Source organism: Arsenophonus nasoniae DSM 15247 (genome assembly GCF_000429565.1).
GTDB lineage: Bacteria > Pseudomonadota > Gammaproteobacteria > Enterobacterales > Enterobacteriaceae > Arsenophonus > Arsenophonus nasoniae.
Genome location: NZ_AUCC01000014.1, coordinates 16,776 through 39,777 on the forward strand (window position 1 = coordinate 16,776; position 23,002 = coordinate 39,777).

A 23,002-nucleotide genomic window follows, 5' to 3' on the forward strand; every position below is an offset into this window, starting at 1 on the left:
AATTATTTATTAATAACCTTGCGCCCACGGTAATAGCCATCAGCAGTCACATGATGACGCAAATGGGTTTCACCAGAAGTTTTATCTACTGACACTTCAGCAGTTGTCAATGCATCATGTGAGCGACGCATACCACGTTTAGAACGAGTGGGTTTATTTTGTTGTACGGCCATTGACCTTACTCCTTAAGTACTTTTTTTTAAACTAGCTAATACTGCAAAGGGATTTGGCTTTTCTGCCTCGTTAGGCAACTCACCAAAAACCATATCCGCGTCGGACACTTCACAGCGTTCAGAGTTATGAACCGGGATTACCGGCAAAGAGAGAATTATTTCATCTTCAATCATTGCTAGCAAATCTATTTCACCAAATTGATCAACAGTAATTGGCTCATACTCTTGGGGTAGTAACGCAATCCTCTCATCATCAATGACAGGACTAAAACAATAAGTTACATGAACATGATGGTTAAAATTTTTACCACAACGTTCGCATTTTAACGTGACATCAACATTAGAATCGCCTTTTATGACAACTAAATGTTGATTATCTATTGCAAACGATAGTTCACTAGTTACATCACTATCTATACTTACTACTGATTCTACAACACGCAGAACTTGTTCAGGTGAATAATATCCTGAATAATCCAATTTTTTTTGTGCTGCGCGAAGCGCATCAATCGTTAAGGGTAATTTTACCTTTTGCATAAGGCGCGCATATTATCTTTGTAATGAGACATAGTCAAAGGAAAAGGCTGCTTTTGCTTATTTTTCCATCAAACATTCGCTATTTAAGCTCTATTTAGTTTAAAATGTCTTACCTCATTTAGCTATGCATTTTAGATATTTTATGAAATCAATTGTATTGGCGTCAATGTCATCTTCACGCTATCAGCTGCTGGAAAAGTTAGGCTTACCATTTACTGCTGATGCTCCAAATATTGATGAAACCCCCTTAATCAACGAATCGGCAACTTCTCTCGTCACTCGTTTAGCCACTGAAAAAGCAAAATCATTAGCGATTAAATATCCAAACCATTTAATAATAGGTGCTGATCAAGTAGGTTTGCTAGACCATCAAATAATAGGAAAACCATTAACTCATACTGCGGCTATCAAACAACTTAAGCAAGCTTCTGGCAAAAAAATCACCTTCTATACCGGCCTTTGTTTATTTGATAGTGAAACTGGAAAATACAAGACCAAATGTGAACTTTTCACCGTCTATTTTCGCCATTTGAATGATACGGAAATTGAAAATTATCTGATAAAAGAACAACCTTATCAATGCGCGGGAGCCTTTATGTCAGAAGGGTTAGGCATTACATTATTTGAAAAACTTGTTGGACAGGATCCTAATACGTTAATCGGATTACCGTTAATTAGTTTAATCAATATGTTACGAGCTCACGGCATCAACCCTCTCAGTTAACGATATTACGACATACAAAAAGCAAACCGGTTGGTAAATTCAACCTGGTTTGCTAATTTGATTAGTTATGCACTATTCTATTGCTTACGTAATATTGCCAAACAGCTTTTAAGTTGTTGGTCTAAAGGGGCGTTAAAAGTTAATCTTTCCTCACTGGACGGATGGATAAGTATTAATGAACTCGCATGCAAAAAAAGTCGTTTCAAACCGGTAATCGCTAACTGTTGATCAAAATCGAGATCACCATAACGGTTATCACAGGCAATAGGATGCTTTGCATATTGTGCGTGTACCCTAATCTGATGAGTTCGCCCCGTTATTGGACTGGCTTTGACTAAAGTCGCATTAGAAAAACGTTCTTCAATTTTAAAATGGGTTTCTGAATATTTACCATCGGTACCAACTTTCACTATCCGTTCGCCACTTTGTAAAATATTTTTTAATAAAGGGGCCTGAATAACTTTAATATGCGACGGCCATTGCCCTTTTACCAGCGCAAGATACTGTTTTTGCATCTGTTTCAAACGCAACTGCTGATGTAATACCCTGAGCGCCGAACGTTTTTTAGCGATTAGTAAAACACCCGATGTTTCACGATCTAATCTATGTACAAGTTCCAAAAAACGTGCTTCAGGACGTAATATACGTAAAGCTTCAATAATACCAAAATTAACCCCACTACCACCATGAACAGCCATACCGGAAGGTTTATTTAAAACCAGCAAATGGTCATCTTCGTAAAGTATACAATCGGAAAGTGCGGCTACCTTATCCAATTTTGCCGAAATAACAGTCTGTTGCTTCTCTGCCTGCCGAACAGGTGGGATTCTAATTAAATCGCCCGCTTGAATTTTATATTCAGGTTTGATTCTACCGCTATTTATTCTTACTTCACCCTTGCGAATAATCCGGTAAATCATACTCTTAGGAACGCCTTTTAAACGTGTCAATAAAAAATTATCAATACGTTGGCCTGCTTCATCATTATCGATAGTAACAAATTGAACCTGATTCTGTATTTTCATTATTTAATTATAACATTTTGTTAACATTTGAGTTTGTTAAATAGTGTGACCGAATATTATGATACCTTGTTTCCGCCTTTTTTTCTTAAACTTTGTCAATTCCTTTGTCAAATGCAATTTTTTCACATTTTTCCCTATAAAAAAGCAATAAACAGCAAAAGTTATCTTGATATCTACCCATAAGCAATGGAATAATGGACAGTCGCCATAATGTTTATTAAAACAAGCGTTGGCGTAATTTGAGATCTATCTATTTTATTTTGATGACACATAAACGCAGCAATGGTGTAAGACGGTGTGTAAAATCAAAATAAATTATTGAATTGTGAACAAAGGTTTACTGGATTAGCTAAACTGTACATTGAACGAATAAATTCAGCAACAGTACTAATTTAAGAATGCATCATTTTATTTAAACGTAGCTTCACCGAAAAATTGCGTTTCAATACAACCGACAACCGCGAGGTTGACGATTTTGTAAAAGTCACGAAACCATCGGTCAACAGTAACCATTTTTAGTCGCAACTTTTTTGACTTAGTAGAATAATGAGTATTTATAATGAAAAGAATGTTAATTAACGCAACTCAACAAGAAGAGTTGCGCGTTGCTCTTGTTGATGGGCAACGTCTTTATGACCTAGATATTGAAAATCCCGGACACGAACAAAAAAAAGCAAATATTTACAAAGGCAAAATTACCCGTATAGAACCTAGTCTGGAAGCAGCATTTGTTGACTATGGATCAGAAAGGCACGGTTTTCTCCCAATTAAAGAAATAGCACGTGAATACTTCCCTAGTCATTATCAACCTCATGGTCGTCCTAACATAAAGGATGTTTTAAAAGAAGGCCAGGAAGTTATTATCCAGGTTGATAAAGAAGAACGAGGAAATAAAGGGGCTGCGCTAACCACTTTTATTAGTTTAGCGGGTAGTTATCTTGTTTTAATGCCAAATAACCCTCGCGCAGGTGGAATATCACGCCGGATTGAGGGTGAAGATCGCACAGAACTGAAAGAAGCATTATCTTCATTGGAAATACCCGATGGAATGGGCTTAATTGTCCGTACTGCTGGTGTTGGAAAATCAGCAGAAGCGTTGCAGCAAGATCTACAATATCGTCTCAAACATTGGCAAGCAATAAAAAAAGCAGCGGAAAACCGAGCCGCGCCTTTCCTGATTCATCAAGAAAGTAATGTAATTGTGCGAGCCTTTCGTGATTATCTGCGACCTGATATTGGTGAAATACTGATTGATAATGCGAAAATTGTCGACATGGCTCGCCATCATATTGAAGCGATTGGTCGTGGCGATTTTGCAAGTAAAATCAAATACTATAGCGGAGATGTTCCGCTTTTTAGCCACTATCAAATCGAGTCACAGATCGAGTCCGCTTTTCAACGTGAGGTTCGTTTACCATCCGGTGGTGCATTGGTTATTGACACCACTGAGGCATTAACTGCTATCGATATAAATTCATCACGTTCTACCCGTGGTGGCGATATTGAAGAAACCGCATTCAACACGAATTTAGAAGCCGCTGATGAAATTGCCCGTCAATTACGGTTACGGGATTTAGGTGGACTAATTGTTATCGATTTTATTGATATGACACCCGTTCGCCATCAGCGTGAAGTTGAAAACCGCCTGCGTGAAGCCGTACGCCAAGATCGAGCACGTATCCAAATCGCTCGAATATCACGATTTGGTCTCCTTGAAATGTCACGCCAACGTTTGAGTCCATCACTGGGTGAATCCAGTCATCACGTTTGTCCTCGCTGTAGCGGGACCGGAACAATCCGTGATAATGAATCACTTTCACTCTCTATTTTACGTTTAATCGAAGAAGAAGCATTAAAAGAAAATACCCATGAAGTACATGCGATTGTACCGGTACCCATTGCTTCTTATCTACTGAATGAAAAACGCCAATCTGTCAATGAAATTGAGCGTCGACAACATAATATACGTGTCATTATTGTTCCTAACGATCAGATGCAATCACCGCATTACAATGTGATTCGCATTCGTAAAGGTGAAGAAATTTCAGCATTAAGTTACTATCTCGCGCAATACCACGAAGCTGAAACCAATAATCTAATAGATGATGCTGCCGGTGAGAAAAAGTTACCTGAACAACCTGCTATTTCTACTTTTGCTCTCCAATCACAAGCAGATACAAAAAATGCCGTCGTTGCTAAGAGCAAATCAAGTAAACAGAGTAAATCAACTAACAAGCAGACTTCAAAAAGCCTATTTAGTCGAATTACCGTTTTCTTGAAAAAATTATTTATTGAATCACAACCCCCCATTGAAGAAACAGTAAAAAAATCGAAAAACAGCAATGACAAACGACGTAATAGTGAACGACGTAATAATCGTCGGCCAACTCAACGCCGTGAACAGAATGACAATATAGATAACCGCCAAAATCGTGGACATACCGATGATCTTCAAGCGCGTAAGAGTCGTAATCAGAAAAGTCAATTTAATGAAACTCAAGATAGCGCTGCACGTGAAACTCAACAACAGCGTCGCGAGCAGCGAGCTGAACGTCGGCGTCGTCAGGAAGAAAAACGACAGCAGCAACTTGAAACAAAGACCCAACAATTAGATAAAAAAGAGACTGAGACGGAAAAAACGGTCGTTGTCCCTCCCCGCCGTCAGCAGCGTCAACTGATGCAATCTGTGCGCATCACAAATAGCGTCACTGAACAACAAAAACGACCTACTGATAAAGAATATCAGGATATTAAGTTGCCGATTACAAATGGCGAAGACGCAGTGACTACTTTGTTAACTGCCGCACCTATTATGCCAAGTGAATCAACAGAGAAACAAAAAACAATAGATATACCGCAGGTCCCAGAACAGGCTGAACTTGAAGACGCATCCAGCAATTATACTCATGAACGACAAGACACGATCATTCCACGGCGATCAAGACGATCACCTCGTCACCTACGTGTTAGCGGACAACGACGTCGTCGCTACCGTGATGAACTTCAAGACAAATCATTAGTACCATTAAAAATGGCTGTTGCTTCTCCTGAATTATCTTCAGGTAAAGTCTGGATCCAGTATCCGATTAAATTAAATCAATCCCATGAAATGCCATCAAATAGCAAAAATGTGATGACAATTAGTGAAAAAACAACACCTTCTACTAACTCAATTGTCTGTAATGACATCATCGATAAGGTTGAAGCTAATGAAAAGACGGCGTCAATTAGTGAAATGGTTCAATCAACGGGAATAGTACCTTTGACTGACCAATCAACGATGTCTGAAAGCTCTCTACCGTCTGCGGAAGTATTGCTTATTCCCGTTAAGACTCAAGCTACTGAACAAAATGAAAAAGCTTGTCAACCACTTGATGAAACCAAAGTCATGCCTGAAAACAGTCCTAGTATTGCGGTAGAAAAGCGAGGACAAAGTGAAGGTGCCATAGAGCAGCGACAAAATGGTCAATCTGTTAATGATGAATTTTTTATAGGCGATGAGATTAAAAACGATGAACATTTAATCCATGAAATTAGTCAGGAAAAAATAGCCATCTCATCGGATGAAAATTTTAGCCATGCTGAGCCAAATATATCTTCTGTAACCGATGTTATTGCAAAAAAAACCAATAACTGTAAGGAAAAAACTGCCACGCTAAAATCAGGCAAAAAAACCGGCTTTTCCTTTGCTCCGACTACAAAGGCTCCGGCGCCAGAAGTTACTGAAAGCTATTTAGAAATTAAAGCTTATGTACGACCCGCAATGACTTTCCATGGCAAAAATGGTGCAGGTGGTCATGTTGCAACCAATGTTGCCACTTCCAAAATGTTTAAACCCAAATAATAATCAATGAAAAATGCCCGAATTCGGGCATTTTTCATTCTGAATTTTAATTAAAACTCACTTACGCACCTTTTTATCAAAGTCTTTTTAGTAGAATATATATTCCCTATTATTAAATCAGGAATAAATATGTCTCAATGGATTGTTTTTGGCACAGGCAAAGGTATTGGTTATTTTCTTGTGCAAGATGGCCTTCAGCAAGGTCATCAAGTGATCACTTTTATCCGCAATGTAAAATATAAAAACACAGCTAACACAGATTGGCGCGCAAGTTATTTTAGGAGATGTTTGCCAATATAACGCCATAAAAAATATTTTTGCTAATATTCCTAATAGCGGTATTATCTTTAGTACTATTGGCGCTAATAACTCCCTAACCGGCAATCTTAATATTTTCAAATCGGCCGAAATGTTAAATATTAAACGATTATTACTCGTGACCTCTGTCGGCTATGGTGATGGATGGAAATAACTCTCATCTTAGGCTAAAGCGTTTTTTGGTCTGTCAATTCGCCATAAATCGATGATAGAGAGCTAGCTAAAAACTAGTTCATTAACACCATCCTTAGGCCTGGTAGGTTACTTAATTTAGCTGCCTCAGGTAATCACCAACGGATTCAATTTTCCCAAATAGGCTAAGTTACACGGCAAGATATGGCTATAGAGCTGTCTAATATCGTTGAAAATAAGCTAACTTATCAACAAATCTATACAGTAATAGATCCAAATTTAAGTTTAATTATAAAATAACTGTTAACTAACCCCCTTTAGTAAAATAGTGTTATAGGGGGTAATTAAGTTTAGCCTGTTTTATTGGCTGCCGGTATCAGGGCGGGTTTTTAATTTTTGGGTTAACTCCCTCCGCTCTTTTGATAATTCGGCATTCTTAATATTATAATCATCGATACGATCTTCATAATCGCTACGCATATTAGCAATTATTGCTCTGATCTCTTCTATGGTCATGCCTTCTTTAATATATTCACTTAAATTATCCAACAGTAGAACTCGCTTCTGATTATCACGAATTTTTTTTTCATTATCCGCCAATTCACGTTTGATTTTATTTTTACGACGCAACATACGTACAAACTCCAGTACATTTTGGAATGACTGCTTATTTTTACTTGTCATTTCTTATACCTTTCAATAAAACATATGCATTATGAATAACAAACTATACGATACGGCGATTGACTGATTGAAACAAGCCAATTGCTAGGATTTTTACCCTGTTTTATTATTCTTGCGTTGATAATAAATTCACTCTTTTGCCTTTATTAATTTTCTGTTATCAACAATCCAAATTAAATTAACCCAATAATTACAAATAAGTAAAACCCTTAAGATTAACACCAATACAATAATAATTGATTGCAGAATGGTGATATTCAGTTCGATTATCCGTTAACAGATTATTATTGCGGTTAATTTAAATGCAAAATTGATCTCTAATGGGTTCATTAATGTGTAACTAAAAATAAGTCAACGCGTACAGCAAAAAAACATTCATTGTCAGATTAGAATATTTTAATATTATTAAACAATATATTGCGCTACATAAAATTGGGAAAATATTTTGGCCAATAAGCAAAAATCCTCATTTCTGTTTCATGATTATGAAACCTTTGGGCAGCATCCTGCTCTCGATCGACCGGCACAATTTGCTGGCATCAGGACTGACTCAAATTTCAACATTATCGAAGATCCACAAATTTTTTACTGTGCTCCTGCTGATGACTATCTTCCTCAACCGCAAGCAGTTATGATCACCGGTATTACGCCCCAATATGCAATTGCTCATGGCATAAATGAAGCTGAATTCGCTAAACGTATTCATGGTATATTTAGCATAGCCAATAGTTGTATTCTTGGTTACAACAATATTCGTTTTGATGATGAAGTCACTCGCCATATTTTCTATCGTAATTTTTATGATCCTTATGCTTATAGTTGGCAGCAAGGTAATTCACGTTGGGATTTACTGGATGTGTTACGCGCCTGCTATGCGTTACGTCCTGATGGTATTAATTGGCCTAGCAATGACGAGGGACTCCCCAGTTTTAAACTAGAACATTTAACCGTTGTAAACGGTATTGAGCATGCCAATGCACATGATGCAACAGCGGATGTTTTGGCGACTATCGAAATGGCAAAATTAATTAAGCAAGCACAGCCGAAAATGTTTGATTACTTCTTTCGATTAAGAAATAAAAATGAAGTTAAGCAATTAATTGATATCATTGCAATGACGCCGCTAGTTCATGTTTCTGGCATGTTTGGTGCAATACGAGCCAATACCAGTCTAATTGCCCCACTCGCTTGGCATCCCGAAAACCGTAATGCGATTATTGCCTGTGATCTAGCAGCAGATATTAGTCCACTGCTAACATTAGATAGTGATACACTCAGGCAACGTTTATATACGCCTAAGGACGAGTTAGCCGGTGAATTAGCCATTCCTATCAAACTGATACATATTAATAAATGTCCCATTCTGGCGCCTGCCAACACACTGCGGACCGCAGATGCACAGCGCATAGCACTTGATCTGGATGTTTGTCAGAATAATTTAGCCATATTGCGACAACATAGTGAAGTGCGAGATAAAGTTATTCGGCTTTTTACTGAGGCGCAACCTTTTCCTGCCGCAACTGACGTAGATGCTATGCTATATTCCGGTTTCTTTGGTGATAATGATCGTTCAACAATGGCCATTATCCGGCAAACTTTACCCCAAAATTTACCCGCATTAGATCTCAAATTTGACGATCCGCGCATGAGGCAACTTTTTTTCCGTTACCGGGCGCGAAACTATCCGGCCACCCTGACAGAACAAGAACAACTTGCCTGGTTACACCATCGTCGCGATAGGTTAACCTGCGAGAAAATAAGCCAATATCTGCAAACTATTGAGCAATTATTTGCCGAACATCAAGAAAATAAAGAGAAGTGCCAGCAACTAAAAGCGCTGGTAGATTATGCTAATCAGATCGCTAGTTAATTGTATTAATGCCAGACAATACAAAACTAGTTACCCAATGCAGTAAAGGCCAAATAATTGGCCTTTACTGCATAAAAACTATCAATAGCGTGTATTTTGTGATTACTAAGCGTCATTCATTTGTGGTAATGGTCGACGAAAACGGCGGGTGATAATTGCCATATAAAAAATACCAACTGCTGCCCATACCATCCCTAATAACATGGAAGTTTTCTCTAAATTAATCCAAAGCACAGATACGGTTAAAGCACCCATAATAGGTAAAATTAAGTAATTAAACTTATCCCGCCAAGTATGGCAACGACGCTCTCTAAAATAAAATTGCGAAATAACCGAAAGATTAACAAAGGTAAACGCAATTAATGCACCAAAATTAATCAGAGCTGTCGCAATTTCCATATCGAACCAAATTGCCGTTAATGCCAATATGCCAACTAAAATAACGTTAAAAGCTGGGGTTCGCCATGTTGGATGAACATAACCAAAAAAGCGTTCAGGGAAAACACCATCTCTCCCCATAACATACATGAGTCGCGAAACACCAGCATGGGCAGCCATGCCTGATGCTAAGACGGTTGCACAAGAAAAAACCAAAATAATAGACTGAAAAAGCGCACCAGCAACATATAACATAATTTCCGGTTGTGATTCGTCAGGTTTTTTAAAATGCGAAACATCAGGAAAATACATCTGTAAAAAATAAGAAACGCCAATAAAAATCAAACCACCAATTAATGCCGTCAAAAAAATTGCTTTTGGTATCACTTTTCCTGCATTTGGTGTTTCTTCCGATAGTGAACTGATGCCATCAAAGCCGAGAAATGAAAAACATAAAATCGTCGCCCCGGTGATCATCGGAATTAAATGTGCCTGTTCAGAGGTAAAAGGTCGCCATGACCAAATCTGGCCAGAGCCTTCGCCTTTAGATAATCCATGGATGAGAACCGCTAAAAAAACGAGCATTACGGCGATTTGAATAATAACAATAATAGTATTTAAATTAGCGACTAAATTGATACCACGTAGATTAAAAATAGTCATCAATACAACTAATCCGACAACAAAAATCCAGGGAGCAATGCCCGGGAAAATAGCTTCAAGATAAATTTTCGCTAACAATATATTAATCATCGGCATGAATAAGTAATCAAGCAAAGATGACCATCCCACCATGAAACCTATATGCGGATTCATGGATTTTTGCGCATAGGTATAAGCCGATCCCGCAGAAGGAAACCGTTTTACCAATTTGCCATAACTCAATGCGGTAAAAAGAATTGCAATCAAAGCAATAATATAAGAAGAGGGAACATGCCCATTAGTTTTTAATGACACTAAACCAAAAGTGTCAAAAACCGTCATTGGCTGCAGATAAGCTAGCCCCATCATGACAACCTGGATTAAAGTTAATGTCTTAACCAGTTGAGCACGATTATTTATCTCGGTTGGTTCTTTACTGAGAGCTAATGGGATATTATTTGACATGAGCAAAACCTCCCACAACTTCCGATTTTGTCTTGATATTATGACTTAATCGATAGTTATAAGGAAGACTTCGCTCACGCCTATAGGCTGAGAAAAAAGAGAAATGAGAGAATAAAGTATTTTCGAAGCAGAACGCTCCGTAGTCATTAATAATGCAGCAACCATGACCGATTGGCACAGGTGCAAAAATAGATAATTGCGCCATAATAGCATTCCTCACGACGGTAGTCTGCTCTAGTTTGACTACACGTTTTTTCTAACAGTTGTATCAACCCCGGCCAGTTTTCCGGCCTTATATAAAATTAAAGAAATCAGCTTAAAAATAAAAAAATAACTGATGCAATTATTGAGCATCAGTTATTTCTGATGGCGCATTGTGCCCTTCATCACATGAAATAGCAATATTTTTTTAATTTTTATTAAAAAATTAGTTAACTCTTAGCATGAGTATAGCTAGCTAATTTTTTTACTCAAAATGATTTTAAAAGTTATAATCTAAACCTAAATTATAGCGACGACCATCTAATAAGGCGTTATTATCGTTATCCACTAAACGTCTATCTAAAATATTATAAACCCCGGCTAATAAAGAAAGATTTTTGCTTAGTGCATAATTTATTCCCAGATCAATAAAGGTATAAGATGGCAATTGATTGGCCATCGATGAGCGAGAAAGGTATTGATTAGTTCTACCACGGAAATTTACCCGCGTCCAAGCTTCTAATTCACTTGTTGCCTGCCAGCTTAGCGATGCATTTGCCATATGTTTGGGCTTCTGACTAAAGGCTTGGCCTTTATAATTGCCACTTAGTTGTTCAGAATCGGAATAGGTATAATTAGCTGCTAGTGATAAATTATCCTCAATTTGCCAGTTAAATGTTGCCTCAATACCACGCAAGTTGGCCTTATCAACATTATCTCGGGTACTAATAAAATCATATTGACTACCATCGGGAATAATCGCATTACTACAAGCGGCTAATTTATCGCCACAAAGACGATATTCCATAATCTTATCTTTGAAATCAGTATTAAAAATCGTTACACCAATATTCAGATTATCCTGATTATTCCATAATATACCAATTTCCTGCCCGATACTTTTTTCCGGTTTTAGGTTAGGATTGCCAAGAATGATCCCTTTACTCGTTTGCCCGCCGCTTATTTGTCCCCAATTAGGCGCGACTTGACGTAAATCAGGTGAACGATATCCGGTCGACACGCCCCCTTTAAGTATCCATTGATCATTAATATGCCAAACACCATATAAGCGAGGAGTCCAATGTGAACCAAAATTCTCATCTTTATCCATACGAATGCCAGCTGTTAAGCTGAAATCACTAGTAATAGTCCATTCATCTTCACTAAATAACGCCCAACTCCAACGGGTTAATTTATTAAAATTGGCCGCTGTCGGTAATTGGTTACCTTGATCATGTAAATCTTCATAACGATACTGACCACCAATACTGAGCTTATGTGAATCTAAGTCAAATACTGTCTGATTTTTAAGTAAGCTATCATTATATTGCATCTTTCTACTTGGGTTATCTGATTCATCACGTTGGATAAATGTATCCATTGAACCCCACTGATAATTACCATTGTGCGTCAATGCATAGTTATTACGTCGATAAGTAGCATTATCATCTTCACATGATCGTTTAGTGCAAGCACGGCTTTTACCAATTGTTGAGTCACGTTGCTGTTCATCATGCTTTAAATCCAGATCAAAATTATTCTGCTCATCGGGGGTGAATGAAAATGTTACCCCAGCATTACTCATTAACTGTTTCTTATAACCACCTACAAACTTATCTTCATTACGTTGAGAATAAAGACCACTCGCTTTCATTCCCAACACGCCATCAATTAAGGGGCCGGCCAGATAAAAACTACCCTGACCCGCATTGCCAGAATGACTACGTTCAGCGATAGTTGTATCCGCTCGCAAACTACCATACCAAGTTTTACCTATTTTACGCGTTATAATGTTGATCACTCCGCCCATGGCATCGGAACCATAAAGTGAAGACATTGAACCACGCACAACTTCGATACGTTCAATCGCAACCAATGGCAGCAGCCAACCTTGTTCTATGCCAGAGCCATCACTATTCGGTCGAGTATTACGTGTATCTATCCGTTTGCCATCCACTAAAATCATGGTGTACTTTGCAGGCAGATCTTTTAATGCATCTGTCACATCACGATAAGCTTTATTTTCTAGTTGTTTTCGATCTATGACTGAAATAGATGCAGGCGCATCTTCAATTTTCTGCTGAAAACCGGATGCGGTAGTAACTATAATGGTGTCACTATCTTCAGCCGCATGACCGACAGTAGAAATAAATGCGATAATAATTAATGTTAATTTATTTTTATTAAAAAAATTCATTCCCTATTCTCCAAGAAATAGCAGGATTATTTATTAGCCAGAAAATTGATACAAACTCACATGCCAGTGAAATTAATTTCCCTGTCTTTTTTTATTAATTTTTATTTCACTCGAAAAAGCACAATCTAATTTGCAATTTCAATTAGAATAAATTGGCAACTAATCCATCGATTAATACTTGAGGAACACCTTGCGAACAGCGCTCAATGCGTCCAACGACACCATAAACATTAGCCAGATTTTCAGCTGTTATAACCTCTTCAGCCGCACCTTCGGCAACCAAACGACCCTCTTTTAACATTAATATATGTTCACCATGTCTTAAGGCAATATTAATATCGTGCACGACAACAAGAGGAATAATATCTCTGCGCTTGGTTTCTTTAGCCACTAAGTCCATAACATGAAATTGATAATTTAAATCCAGTGCACTCAATGGTTCATCAAGTAGCAATAATTTTGGTTGCCGAATAAGCGATTGAGCTAAACCCACTAGTTGCTTTTGTCCACCTGATAACTGATCCAGATAACACAATGCCAAATGCTCTATGCCTAATTGCCGTAGCAGTTTCATGATCTCTAATTGGCAGATCTGATGACACTCTCCGCCAGCAGCACGTTGGGCAACAATAATTGATTCCAGCACATGTAAATGAACACCAGCCGGTAATGATTGTGGCAAATAAACGACTTGTTTAGCACGTTGAGCAAAATTCATCGCCATCAGATCCTGCCCATCTAACCATAACTGGCCAGCAGCGCTATTTAATCCCGCTAAAGAACGTAATAGGGTAGATTTACCGCTACCATTTGGCCCAAGCAAAACAGTAATTTTTCCTTTAGGTAAAATACCGGTGAACAAATTTTGGATCACCGGACATTTAGGATAACCTGCATAAAATTGATTTATTTGTAATCCATTTATCATTAAATATTACCTCTATGACGCAGGATCATACTCAAGAAAAAAGGAACGCCGACCAATGAGGTTACAATGCCAACAGGTATAATGACGCTTGGAATAATATTCTTTGACGCAATGGAAGCCATCGATAAAACTAAAGCGCCAATTAAGGCACTGGCGGGTAAATAAAATCGATGATCTTCGCCAAACATCATGCGAGCAATATGGGGAGCAACTAAACCAATAAAAGCAATAGGGCCAACAAAAGCGACGGATAAAGCCGCCAACATGCTAATTCTTAATAATGTTGCCAAACGCAACCGACGAACATCAATACCAAAACTGATTGCGCGATCTTCTCCTAACCGTAACGCAGTTAATTTCCAGGCACTCATGATAGAAATGGGAAAAATAACCGCAAAAACGGTTGCCATAATCGCTAACTTAATCCAAGTTGCTTTTGCCAAACTCCCCATTGTCCAGAAGACTAATCCCTGTAAGGTATCCTCAGTGGCAATAAATTGCATCATCGAAACTAATGCATTAAAGGTAAACACTAATGCAATACCAAACAGTACCACACCAGAAGTTGCAATGCGTGTCCAACGGGTGATCGCATCCAACATTAATACCGCCAGTAAAGCAAAGATAAAGGCATTGACAGAAATAAACCATTGTTCAGAGATACCGGCAATACCAATGCCAGAAACGATGGCTAATGCGGCACCAAAAGAGGCGGCACTAGAAACACCTAATGTAAAAGGGCTGGCTAGCGGATTATTTAATATGGTCTGCATTTCAGCACCCGCCAGTCCAAGTGACATACCAACCATGACAGCCATTAATGCATAAGGTAAGCGAATATCCCAAACAATCACCTGAGTAGCGATATCAACACTAGCTGGTGAGATTAATGTTTGCCATAGCTTAGTTAAAGAAAGACCTGATGGTCCCAAGGTAAAATCAATGACTAAAGACAGCATAATTAACATAACAAGTGATGAAATCAATATAATTCGACGTTTCAATATATATTGATAATGCGCTTTAATATTGATACCATCATGGTTAGCTTGCTGCCTAATAACTGGCATAAGGTTCAGTGGTCATACTCATTGAAAGTAATTACCTGCTTTTTAATGAGTTTTGACTAACCCAATAGACACCCGTTGGCTCTATCGTTAAAAATTGACGATATAACTCTTTCATCGTGGTTTGCGGATCCAGATCGGCAAATTTATCTGGGTAGAACCATTTAGCAAAAATTTGAGTCGCAATAACGTTATAGGGCGAATTATAATAATTGTGCCAAATAGCATAGCTACGTCCATTTTTAACCGCTGAGAGCGTATTAATACCTTTGCGTTCAGTTATTGTGGTTAAACTGGTTATAGCCGCTTTCTCTGTTGATAAAGCACCTAATTGTACGCCTGCTTCTTTGCTGCCAGGCATCTTGGCCCCACTGGCAATATAAATTGCAGGATCATCAGCAATGACTTTCTCAAGGTTCATCATCCCTAATGGTCCAGGTAATGCATTTTTAGCGATATTTATTCCACCGGCGAGATCAATAAAATTGCCCATATTACCATTCCCCGCTGTACCACAGCAGTCTTCGGAGGAACCCGCTCTCAATTCAATGAAAACAGTCGGTTTTTTATCGTTAGGGATTTTATTGGTAATATCCGTTACTAGCTTAAGATTTTTTTGATAGAAATTGGCGTATTTTTCAGCCTGTTGCTCCCGCTGCAACGCCTTACCCAATAAACGAATACTCGGTAAAGTATTTTTCAGTGGCTCACTACGAAAATCAACAAAAATAACCGGCACGCCGGCCTTTTCTAGTTGCATAACCAATTCACTATTTTTGCCCGGGCCGTGTCCAGATAGGCCAAAAATAGCGATATCAGGATTTAGTGTTAGTACTTTTTCCGCACTAACACTTTCGGCACTGGTATTACCAATTAAAGGAATTTTGTCAATTTCTGGAAATTTAGCTTTATAGACAGCATAAGATTGCGGATCAAGTTTACGAAAATCACCTTGCCAACCTACAATACGTGCTAAAGGTTTATTTCCTTCCAGTAAAGCAATAGCATGAAATAAGCGCCCTTCTCCCAACAGAATGCGATTTACTTTATCTGGTACCTGAACAGTGCGGCCCGCTACATCAGTAACCGTTACTGACCATGCTGCAAACGATGTCATTAATGTTATACCCGCTAATAAACAGCTATCAACGCCCTTGCTAATAAGACTGTACGCAAACTTCACTTGATTGCCTCTCCATTCAACTGATCCCATTTGCGCGTAACAATAAAGCAAATAATAATTATTATCAATACGATTATTACTAACGTTACTTTTTTTTATTTGTTTTTTGACCTAGGTAAAAATTAACGCTCAACACACGCATAAAATGCGTGTGTCTTTATAGAAAATAGAGAGGATTATTGACAATTACTTGTTTAGATTTTGATCATATTCAGGAAAATCCATCTGCCGGTAGTGAACAAAATGGGTTTTCTTGATCAGTTTATAACCAAACCATATAACAAGAAATAGAGGAATACCAATATAGGTAGCAATCACACCATACCAATCAATCTTGTCCGCTAAAAATGCCTGATAATTTTGGCCTAATGTAATGACTAAACAGAGAACAAAAGCAAAAATAGGGCCAATTGGAAAAAAGCCTGAACGGTAAGGCAATTTATTCAAATCATAGCCTTGTAACATATAACCTTTACGAAAACGATAATGGCTGATAGCAATCCCTAACCAGGCAATAAATCCGGTCATACCTGAAGTATTCAGTAACCATAAGTAAACAACTTGATTACCAAACATTGAACTTAAAAAACAGAGTGCTGCCACGACGGTAGTCGCAATCAAAGCATAGCGAGGAACCCCTCCCGGTGATAAGTGGGAAAAGATTTTTGGCGCCTTTCCTTCTTTGGCCAAGGTATATAGCATTCGGGTAGAAGCATACATCCCTGAATTACCAGCGGATAATACTGCCGTTAAAATAACCGCGTTCATGACAGCCGCAGCGGATAATAATCCTGCATTTTCAAAAACCAAAGTAAAAGGACTGACACTAATATCACCGACATCATTACGCAACAAGCGTGGATCCATATATGGGATAATTAAACTGATCACCAAGATAGCAAAAACATAAAATAACAAAATCCGCCAAAATACTTGGCGTACCGCTTTAGGAATATTTCTACCCGGATCTTTAGATTCGCCAGCAGCAATACCAATTAATTCCGTACCCTGAAAAGAAAAACCGACGATCATAGCAACCCCAATCATTGCTGAGAAACCCCCAACAAAAGGTGCTTCCCCAATCTGCCAGTTATGCCAGTTATGCCAGTTATGCCAGTTATGCCAGTTATGCCAGTTATGCCAGTTATGCCAGCCAGTATTTTCTGCTCCGCGGAAAATACCAATAATCATTAATACGCCAACTACAATAAAAATAATGACGGTAATGACTTTAATTAAAGAAAACCAATACTCTGCCTCACCAAATCCTTTAACAGAAATATAATTAAGCATAAAAATAATAAACAGAAAAATTGCGCTCCAAATCCAGCCATCAATCTCCGGAAACCAATATCCCATAACTAGTTGAGCGGCAACTAAGTCAACAGCTATAGTGACCGCCCAGTTATACCAATAGTTCCAGCCAAGAGCGAAACCAAAACCTTCATCGACATATCGCGAACCATAAGTAGAAAACGAGCCGGAAACGGGTAAATAAGCCGCAAGCTCACCTAAACTGGTCATTAAAAAATAAACCATTAACCCAATAATAATATAAGATAATAAAGCACCACCTGGACCCGCTTGCGCTACTGTTGCACCAGAAGCAACAAATAATCCGGTACCAATAGAGCCGCCAATAGCTATCATTGTCAAATGACGTGCTTTTAGTTCTCGACGCAATTTTGTTGTCGCGCCCTGTGATGTCTGTGTTGATTGTTCTGACATTAATGACCTTTTATTTAACGTGGATCTTAACGCCAGTGATTGTAACAGATAGTGTTAGCAGGAATAAGCAACGATTGTCAGTTATAAGATACCTTCATAATTGACAGATAATTATTAGTTTTGCGCAGGATCTTATTTTTAAAAATTTCATTGAAAATATTCTAACAAATGTAATAACGCCTTAGATAAATGTTTATTTTGATGATGAATTAAACATAATGTCCGTGAAAGTTCAAGTTCATCAATATTTAATGCAACCAATGCGCCATTTTTTAATTGTTCCTTTATAGTGAGATATGATAAACAACTTATTCCCATACCATTCATGACAGCATGCTTAATGGCTTCAGAATTATTAAATTCAATTAAAATATTGCACTGGCTTAGTTTACTCAACAACAGTTGATCAACAATATTACGGGTTCCTGAACCGCTTTCACGCAAAATCCAATTCTCATTTTCGAGTTCCTGTTGTTTTAATTGACGACCTACCAGTGGATTATTCGGCGAACAGAATACCACCAGCTGATCTTTTTTCCATGGTATAGTAATCAATTCTGGTTCATAACAGCTGCCTTCAATTAAACCTAAATCAACCTTGAATTCGAGTACCGCTTTAATCACTTCCTCAGTATTATTTATTGATAATTCAAAAGGGATAGTAGGATTATCATGACGATAATGTATCAACTTCGCGGGCAAAATATAATTACCAATCGTCGTACTTGCCGCCAGTTTTACCGCTGCTAATCCTTTTTTTGCAATCTGTTCAACTTCTGTTGCCTGTTCAAGTAATGCTAATACTTTTGGATATAATAACCGACCATATTCATTAGTTACTAAACGTTTACCAATCCGATCAAATAACTGTATCTCAAGTTGAAACTCCAAATCTGTTAAAGCCGCACTCACCGCCGATTGTGATAATGCCAATGATTGAGCAGCTTGGATTGTTGAGCCACATTGCAAAATTGCAATAAAAACTTCAAGTTGTCTAAAGGTTATTCGCATAACAATGCTCGCTTTATTAATTAACCATATAAGCCAAACTACCATAACAATCTTGCCAAACATTAATATACCACTTTTACTAATTAATAATATAAAAATTATCTATTTTAAAGATATACGCTATTGATATATGCTTATAACAGAGTGAAATAGTGCATATTGCATAAACCAATGGTTAAAAATATTATGACAACACGAATAAAGCATAAAAATTTCAAATATATACCAGGATTATTATTAACAGGCTTTCTAACTACTCTTGCCGTTTTTCTAGGTAATAAAGAATGGTTTGCAAATATTGGTTTAAGTGCTCTAAGCCTGGCGATCCTGTTGGGTATTGTGATTGGAAATACCGTTTATTTTGCCGTAAAACCCTCTTGTGACGAAGGGATTAAATTCGCTAAACACTATTTATTAAGAACAGGGATTATTTTGTACGGTTTTCGTTTAACATTTCAACAAATTATGGAGGTTGGTACGATTGGCATTATGACTGATGTTATTATGCTAACTTCCCATTCTTAATTGCACTGTTAATTGGTAAATATTTTTTAAAGTTAGATAGCCAGACCACCATATTAATTGGCGCCGGTAGTAGCATTTGTGGAGCTGCTGCAGTTTTAGCAACAGAATCTGTCATTAAAACTTCGGCAGATAAAGTTACCATTGCGATTGCAACCGTAGTTATTTTTGGTACCTTAGCTATTTTTATCTATCCATGGTTTTATCATCTAAATCAAATTTATCACTGGTTTTTACTTGATCCGGCTCAGTTTGGTATCTTTGTTGGTTCTACTGTGCATGGAAGTCGCTCAAGTGGTTGCTACTGGCCATGCAATCAGCCCTGAAGCAGAAAATAGTGCAGTGATCAGTAAAATGATCCGCGTTATGATGTTAGCACCATTTTTATTAATATTATCAGCTTATCTAAATCGCAAAATGATAACTAGCAATTTATCCCACTCAAAACCCACTATTGTGATCCCTTGGTTTGCAATATTTTTTATTATCATTGCGTACATAAACTCTTTTCATTTATTGCCACAAATTTTAGTTCAATTCATTATTACTCTTGATACTATTCTATTATCTATGGCGATGGCTGCACTTGGATTAACCACCCATATTAGTGCAATTCGACAGGCAGGGATCAAACCACTCGTTATGGCTATGTGCCTTTTTGGCTGGCTAACTATTGGTGGCCTATTTATCAATTCATCAATGCAATCGATTTTTCACTAACATCCGATAGTAATTTGTTTTTTTCTCCCTTGCCGATAGGGACAGAAATTATTAATAGCTAAATGACTTAAGGCTATACATTTCATTTCTAAGCCAAAAGTGCCATAATTAAAATAAAATCAGGAGAAAAAAATGAAATTTGTTGGAGCTCATGTCAGCGCTGCTGGCGGTGTTGATCAAGCAGTACTGCGCGCCCACGAAATTAATGCCACTGCCTTTGCTCTCTTCACCAAAAATCAGCGTCAATGGCACGCTCCACCAATAAAACCGGAAACTATTGAACAATTCAAATTAAATTGTGAAAAATATGGTTTTGGCAAACAACAAATTCTGCCACACGATAGTTATCTTATTAATTTAGGCCATCCAGAAACTGAAGCACTGAAAAAATCACGTGCCGCTTTTCTGGATGAAATGCAACGTTGTGAGCAATTAGGTATTACTTTGCTTAATTTTCATCCTGGTAGTCATCTGAATAAAATTACCATCGATGCATGTCTGGCCCGTATTGCTGAATCAATCAATATGACTTTAGCGCAAACTAAAAATGTCATCGCTGTAATTGAAAATACTGCCGGTCAAGGCTCCAATTTAGGATTTAAATTTGAACATCTGGCAGCAATAATTGAAGATATCGAAGATAAACAGCGAGTTGGTATTTGTTTGGATACCTGTCATGCTTTTGCCGCAGGTTATGACTTACGAACAAAAGAAGCTTGCGATGATACTTTTGACCAATTTAATAAAGTTGTTGGTTTTCAATATCTACGCGCAATGCATTTAAATGATGCCAAAAGCCAATTTGCCAGTCATGTTGATCGCCACCAAAGCTTAGGACAAGGTAATATCGGTTACACCGCTTTTAGTTATATTATGAAAGATAAGCGCTTCAATAATATACCTTTGATCCTAGAAACCATAAATCCCGAAATCTGGTCTCAAGAAATCAGCTGGTTAAAGTCGCAACAATAATTAACTTTCATCAAATAGATCATTCTGAGAATAGATGAAAATTTTTCTATTGTGGCTAATTTTTAGCAGTAACTAGCGGCTATGATTATGATTTAAAGATGTAAGAAAATAAATCAATCTTGCATTTCTATCTGTTTAATTATTACCTCACTAGGCTATTCTTGATTAAGATAAAAATAAAACAGATCAATAGCTTAAATGGAAGTCACTGCTTAATTTATCAAAACAAAAATTGACCAAGCACGACATTCTAAAACTAAGATTAAAAACAATTTTCATAATTGGAAATAATATTAATTTACTTAAATATCATACATCATGTATCATCATGCTAGTACACAAAAACAATAATATCAGAGGCAATAATGGCTAGTGATGTAATTCAAAATTTTAAACGCCCTTCCTTACTTGGTGGTGCCATGATAATTGCAGGCACAACTGTAGGTGCCGGTATGTTTTCTATTCCTATTGTCACTTCAGGCGTTTGGTTTACAGGCTCAATTATTTTATTAGTTTATACTTGGGCATGTATGTTTTTTTCTGGTTTAATGATCTTAGAAGCCAACATGAATTACCCTTGCGGTGCCAGCTTTCATACTATGGTAAAAGATTTACTTGGCGCACGCTGGAATTTACTAAATAGCATTTCTATTACATTCGTTCTTTATATCTTAACTTATGCTTATATTTCAGCCGGTGGTTCGATCATTACACATAATCTTAATAAGATCATACCCATCAATCATCCTATTGCCGGTTTATTGTTTAGTTTATTGATTGCTTTCGTAGTTTGGCTATCAACTAAAGCCGTTGACCGTCTAAGTACAATTCTAATTGGTGGAATGGTTATTACTTTTATTATGTCTGTGAGTGGCATGCTTAGTAGCGTTTCATCGACTATCTTATTCAATCAAAATAGCCTGGATACGGATTATTTACCTTATGCATTTATTGCTTTACCTTATTTACTAACCTCTTTTGGCTTCCATGGTAATGTACCCGGTTTAGTAAAATATTACCATAAGGAAAGTAAAGCCGTTGTTCGTAGTTTGTTATATGGCACCCTTATTGCTTTAGTCATTTATATCTTATGGCAATATGCTATTCAAGGTAATATACCTCGTACAACCTTTAAACAAATCATTACTGAAGGTGGCAATGTTGACTCGCTATTAAAACAAATGAATCACAGTATCAATAACAATATTGTAAAACAGTGTTTAAATCTGTTTTCATATATGGCACTTGCGAGTTCTTTTTTAGGCGTTACACTTGGACTATTTGATTTCATTGCCGATTTTTTCAAATTTAAAGATAATAATCGGGACCGCTTAAAATCCGCTTTGATAACCTTTATTCCGCCTACCCTTTTAGCTTTATACTATCCTGATGGTTTTATACATGCGATTGGTTTTGCTGGTCTAGCTGCAACTATATGGGCAGTCATAGTGCCAGCAATGATGGCTAAAGCTAGCCGGAAAAAATTCCCGCAAGCTGTTTATCATGCGCCTGGCGGTAATCTATTAATTTATTTTGTCATATTATTCGGCTTGATTAACGCAGTTATTCATATTTTGGCACTATTTAATATTTTGCCTGTATATAAGTAGCTTATCTTTGCTTAAATTAATTTCAACGCCTCATACTTTGTGATCTTAGTTGTTATGGGGCATAATTTTTA

General features: G+C 37.4%; 18 protein-coding genes and 1 pseudogene. 7 read left to right on the top strand and 12 right to left on the bottom strand.

Annotation, left to right across the window (positions count from 1 at the left end; translation table 11 throughout):
* Nucleotides 1-2: 2 nt before the first annotated feature.
* Together rpmF and yceD are read right to left on the bottom strand one after the other, a co-directional pair.
* The gene (rpmF, locus tag G468_RS0105165) at nt 3-173 is read right to left on the bottom strand and encodes a 50S ribosomal protein L32 (RefSeq protein WP_026822220.1); all 171 of its coding nucleotides are present in this window, start codon (nt 171-173) and stop codon (nt 3-5) included.
* A 12-nt stretch (nt 174-185) separates the two neighbouring features.
* Nucleotides 186-710: a 23S rRNA accumulation protein YceD gene (yceD, locus tag G468_RS0105170; protein ID WP_026822221.1), complete on the bottom strand. Its 525-nt coding sequence runs from the start codon at nt 708-710 to the stop codon at nt 186-188.
* A 142-nt stretch (nt 711-852) separates the two neighbouring features.
* Between yceD and G468_RS0105175 the strand changes: the two genes are divergently transcribed.
* The gene (locus tag G468_RS0105175) at nt 853-1,434 is read left to right on the top strand and encodes a Maf family protein (RefSeq protein ID WP_026822222.1); all 582 of its coding nucleotides are present in this window, start codon (nt 853-855) and stop codon (nt 1,432-1,434) included.
* Between the two features lie 77 nt (nt 1,435-1,511).
* On the opposite strand, the gene rluC is transcribed toward G468_RS0105175, so the two are convergent.
* Nucleotides 1,512-2,459 carry a 23S rRNA pseudouridine(955/2504/2580) synthase RluC gene (rluC, locus tag G468_RS0105180; RefSeq protein WP_026822223.1) on the bottom strand — a complete coding sequence of 316 codons (948 nt, stop codon included), beginning with the start codon at nt 2,457-2,459 and terminating at the stop codon, nt 1,512-1,514.
* A 559-nt stretch (nt 2,460-3,018) separates the two neighbouring features.
* On the opposite strand from rluC, the gene rne reads away from it, so the two are divergent.
* Together rne and G468_RS23690 are read left to right on the top strand one after the other, a co-directional pair.
* Complete coding sequence (gene rne / locus G468_RS0105185; protein ID WP_026822224.1) at nt 3,019-6,303, top strand: ribonuclease E; 3,285 nt, start codon at nt 3,019-3,021, stop codon at nt 6,301-6,303.
* Between the two features lie 129 nt (nt 6,304-6,432).
* Nucleotides 6,433-6,603, top strand: coding sequence for a hypothetical protein (locus G468_RS23690; RefSeq protein WP_155846974.1), 171 nt, complete (start codon nt 6,433-6,435; stop codon nt 6,601-6,603).
* Between the two features lie 510 nt (nt 6,604-7,113).
* Here G468_RS23690 and tmaR read toward each other — a convergent pair.
* Nucleotides 7,114-7,437: a PTS system regulator TmaR gene (gene tmaR, locus G468_RS0105195; protein WP_026822225.1), complete on the bottom strand. Its 324-nt coding sequence runs from the start codon at nt 7,435-7,437 to the stop codon at nt 7,114-7,116.
* A gap of 442 nt (nt 7,438-7,879) precedes the next feature.
* Here tmaR and sbcB point away from each other — a divergent pair, with 442 nt between their 5' ends.
* On the top strand, nt 7,880-9,307 hold the full coding sequence (gene sbcB, locus G468_RS0105200; protein WP_135677737.1) for an exodeoxyribonuclease I: 1,428 nt from the start codon (nt 7,880-7,882) through the stop codon (nt 9,305-9,307).
* A gap of 105 nt (nt 9,308-9,412) precedes the next feature.
* On the opposite strand, the gene G468_RS0105205 is transcribed toward sbcB, so the two are convergent.
* The 8 genes from G468_RS0105205 to G468_RS0105240 form a co-directional block, all read right to left on the bottom strand.
* Nucleotides 9,413-10,792: an APC family permease gene (locus G468_RS0105205; RefSeq protein WP_026822227.1), complete on the bottom strand. Its 1,380-nt coding sequence runs from the start codon at nt 10,790-10,792 to the stop codon at nt 9,413-9,415.
* The gene (locus G468_RS0105210) at nt 10,782-11,012 is read right to left on the bottom strand and encodes a hypothetical protein (RefSeq protein ID WP_248604874.1); all 231 of its coding nucleotides are present in this window, start codon (nt 11,010-11,012) and stop codon (nt 10,782-10,784) included. Before G468_RS0105210 ends, G468_RS0105205 begins: the two co-directional genes overlap by 11 nt.
* Before the next feature lie 261 nt (nt 11,013-11,273).
* Complete coding sequence (locus G468_RS0105215; RefSeq protein WP_026822229.1) at nt 11,274-13,190, bottom strand: ligand-gated channel protein; 1,917 nt, start codon at nt 13,188-13,190, stop codon at nt 11,274-11,276.
* Nucleotides 13,191-13,332: 142 nt separating this feature from the next.
* Nucleotides 13,333-14,118: an ABC transporter ATP-binding protein gene (locus G468_RS0105220; protein ID WP_026822230.1), complete on the bottom strand. Its 786-nt coding sequence runs from the start codon at nt 14,116-14,118 to the stop codon at nt 13,333-13,335.
* The gene (locus G468_RS0105225) at nt 14,118-15,188 is read right to left on the bottom strand and encodes a FecCD family ABC transporter permease (RefSeq protein WP_051296952.1); all 1,071 of its coding nucleotides are present in this window, start codon (nt 15,186-15,188) and stop codon (nt 14,118-14,120) included. Before G468_RS0105225 ends, G468_RS0105220 begins: the two co-directional genes overlap by 1 nt.
* 31 nt (nt 15,189-15,219) lie before the next feature.
* On the bottom strand, nt 15,220-16,302 hold the full coding sequence (locus G468_RS0105230; protein WP_406929855.1) for an ABC transporter substrate-binding protein: 1,083 nt from the start codon (nt 16,300-16,302) through the stop codon (nt 15,220-15,222).
* A gap of 252 nt (nt 16,303-16,554) precedes the next feature.
* Nucleotides 16,555-18,096 (bottom strand): amino acid permease, encoded by a 1,542-nt coding sequence (locus tag G468_RS0105235; RefSeq protein ID WP_026822233.1) that lies wholly within the window; start codon nt 18,094-18,096, stop codon nt 16,555-16,557.
* A 147-nt stretch (nt 18,097-18,243) separates the two neighbouring features.
* Entirely contained in the window at nt 18,244-19,107 is an 864-nt protein-coding gene (locus G468_RS0105240; protein ID WP_026822234.1) for a LysR family transcriptional regulator, read from the bottom strand.
* Between the two features lie 171 nt (nt 19,108-19,278).
* On the opposite strand from G468_RS0105240, the pseudogene G468_RS19760 reads away from it, so the two are divergent.
* From G468_RS19760 to mtr, 3 genes and pseudogenes are all read left to right on the top strand, one after another.
* Nucleotides 19,279-20,349: pseudogene (locus G468_RS19760) on the top strand (YeiH family protein).
* Nucleotides 20,350-20,481: 132 nt separating this feature from the next.
* On the top strand, nt 20,482-21,321 hold the full coding sequence (gene nfo / locus G468_RS0105250) for a deoxyribonuclease IV (RefSeq protein WP_026822235.1): 840 nt from the start codon (nt 20,482-20,484) through the stop codon (nt 21,319-21,321).
* A gap of 365 nt (nt 21,322-21,686) precedes the next feature.
* A complete protein-coding gene (gene mtr, locus G468_RS0105255; RefSeq protein WP_026822236.1) occupies nt 21,687-22,931 on the top strand; it encodes a tryptophan permease in 1,245 nt (414 codons plus the stop codon).
* Nucleotides 22,932-23,002 lie beyond the last annotated feature (71 nt).

Coding starts and splice junctions, on each gene's coding strand:
- rne (WP_026822224.1), top strand. CDS start 3,019: ATGAAAAGAATGTTAATTAACGCAACTCAACAAGAAGAGTTGCGCGTT.
- G468_RS0105205 (WP_026822227.1), bottom strand. CDS start 10,792: ATGTCAAATAATATCCCATTAGCTCTCAGTAAAGAACCAACCGAGATA.
- G468_RS0105215 (WP_026822229.1), bottom strand. CDS start 13,190: ATGAATTTTTTTAATAAAAATAAATTAACATTAATTATTATCGCATTT.
- G468_RS0105175 (WP_026822222.1), top strand. CDS start 853: ATGAAATCAATTGTATTGGCGTCAATGTCATCTTCACGCTATCAGCTG.
- G468_RS0105240 (WP_026822234.1), bottom strand. CDS start 19,107: ATGCGAATAACCTTTAGACAACTTGAAGTTTTTATTGCAATTTTGCAA.
- G468_RS23690 (WP_155846974.1), top strand. CDS start 6,433: ATGTCTCAATGGATTGTTTTTGGCACAGGCAAAGGTATTGGTTATTTT.
- G468_RS0105235 (WP_026822233.1), bottom strand. CDS start 18,096: ATGTCAGAACAATCAACACAGACATCACAGGGCGCGACAACAAAATTG.
- nfo (WP_026822235.1), top strand. CDS start 20,482: ATGAAATTTGTTGGAGCTCATGTCAGCGCTGCTGGCGGTGTTGATCAA.
- yceD (WP_026822221.1), bottom strand. CDS start 710: ATGCAAAAGGTAAAATTACCCTTAACGATTGATGCGCTTCGCGCAGCA.
- tmaR (WP_026822225.1), bottom strand. CDS start 7,437: ATGACAAGTAAAAATAAGCAGTCATTCCAAAATGTACTGGAGTTTGTA.
- rluC (WP_026822223.1), bottom strand. CDS start 2,459: ATGAAAATACAGAATCAGGTTCAATTTGTTACTATCGATAATGATGAA.
- mtr (WP_026822236.1), top strand. CDS start 21,687: ATGGCTAGTGATGTAATTCAAAATTTTAAACGCCCTTCCTTACTTGGT.
- G468_RS0105220 (WP_026822230.1), bottom strand. CDS start 14,118: ATGATAAATGGATTACAAATAAATCAATTTTATGCAGGTTATCCTAAA.
- G468_RS0105230 (WP_406929855.1), bottom strand. CDS start 16,302: ATGACATCGTTTGCAGCATGGTCAGTAACGGTTACTGATGTAGCGGGC.
- G468_RS0105225 (WP_051296952.1), bottom strand. CDS start 15,188: ATGCCAGTTATTAGGCAGCAAGCTAACCATGATGGTATCAATATTAAA.
- rpmF (WP_026822220.1), bottom strand. CDS start 173: ATGGCCGTACAACAAAATAAACCCACTCGTTCTAAACGTGGTATGCGT.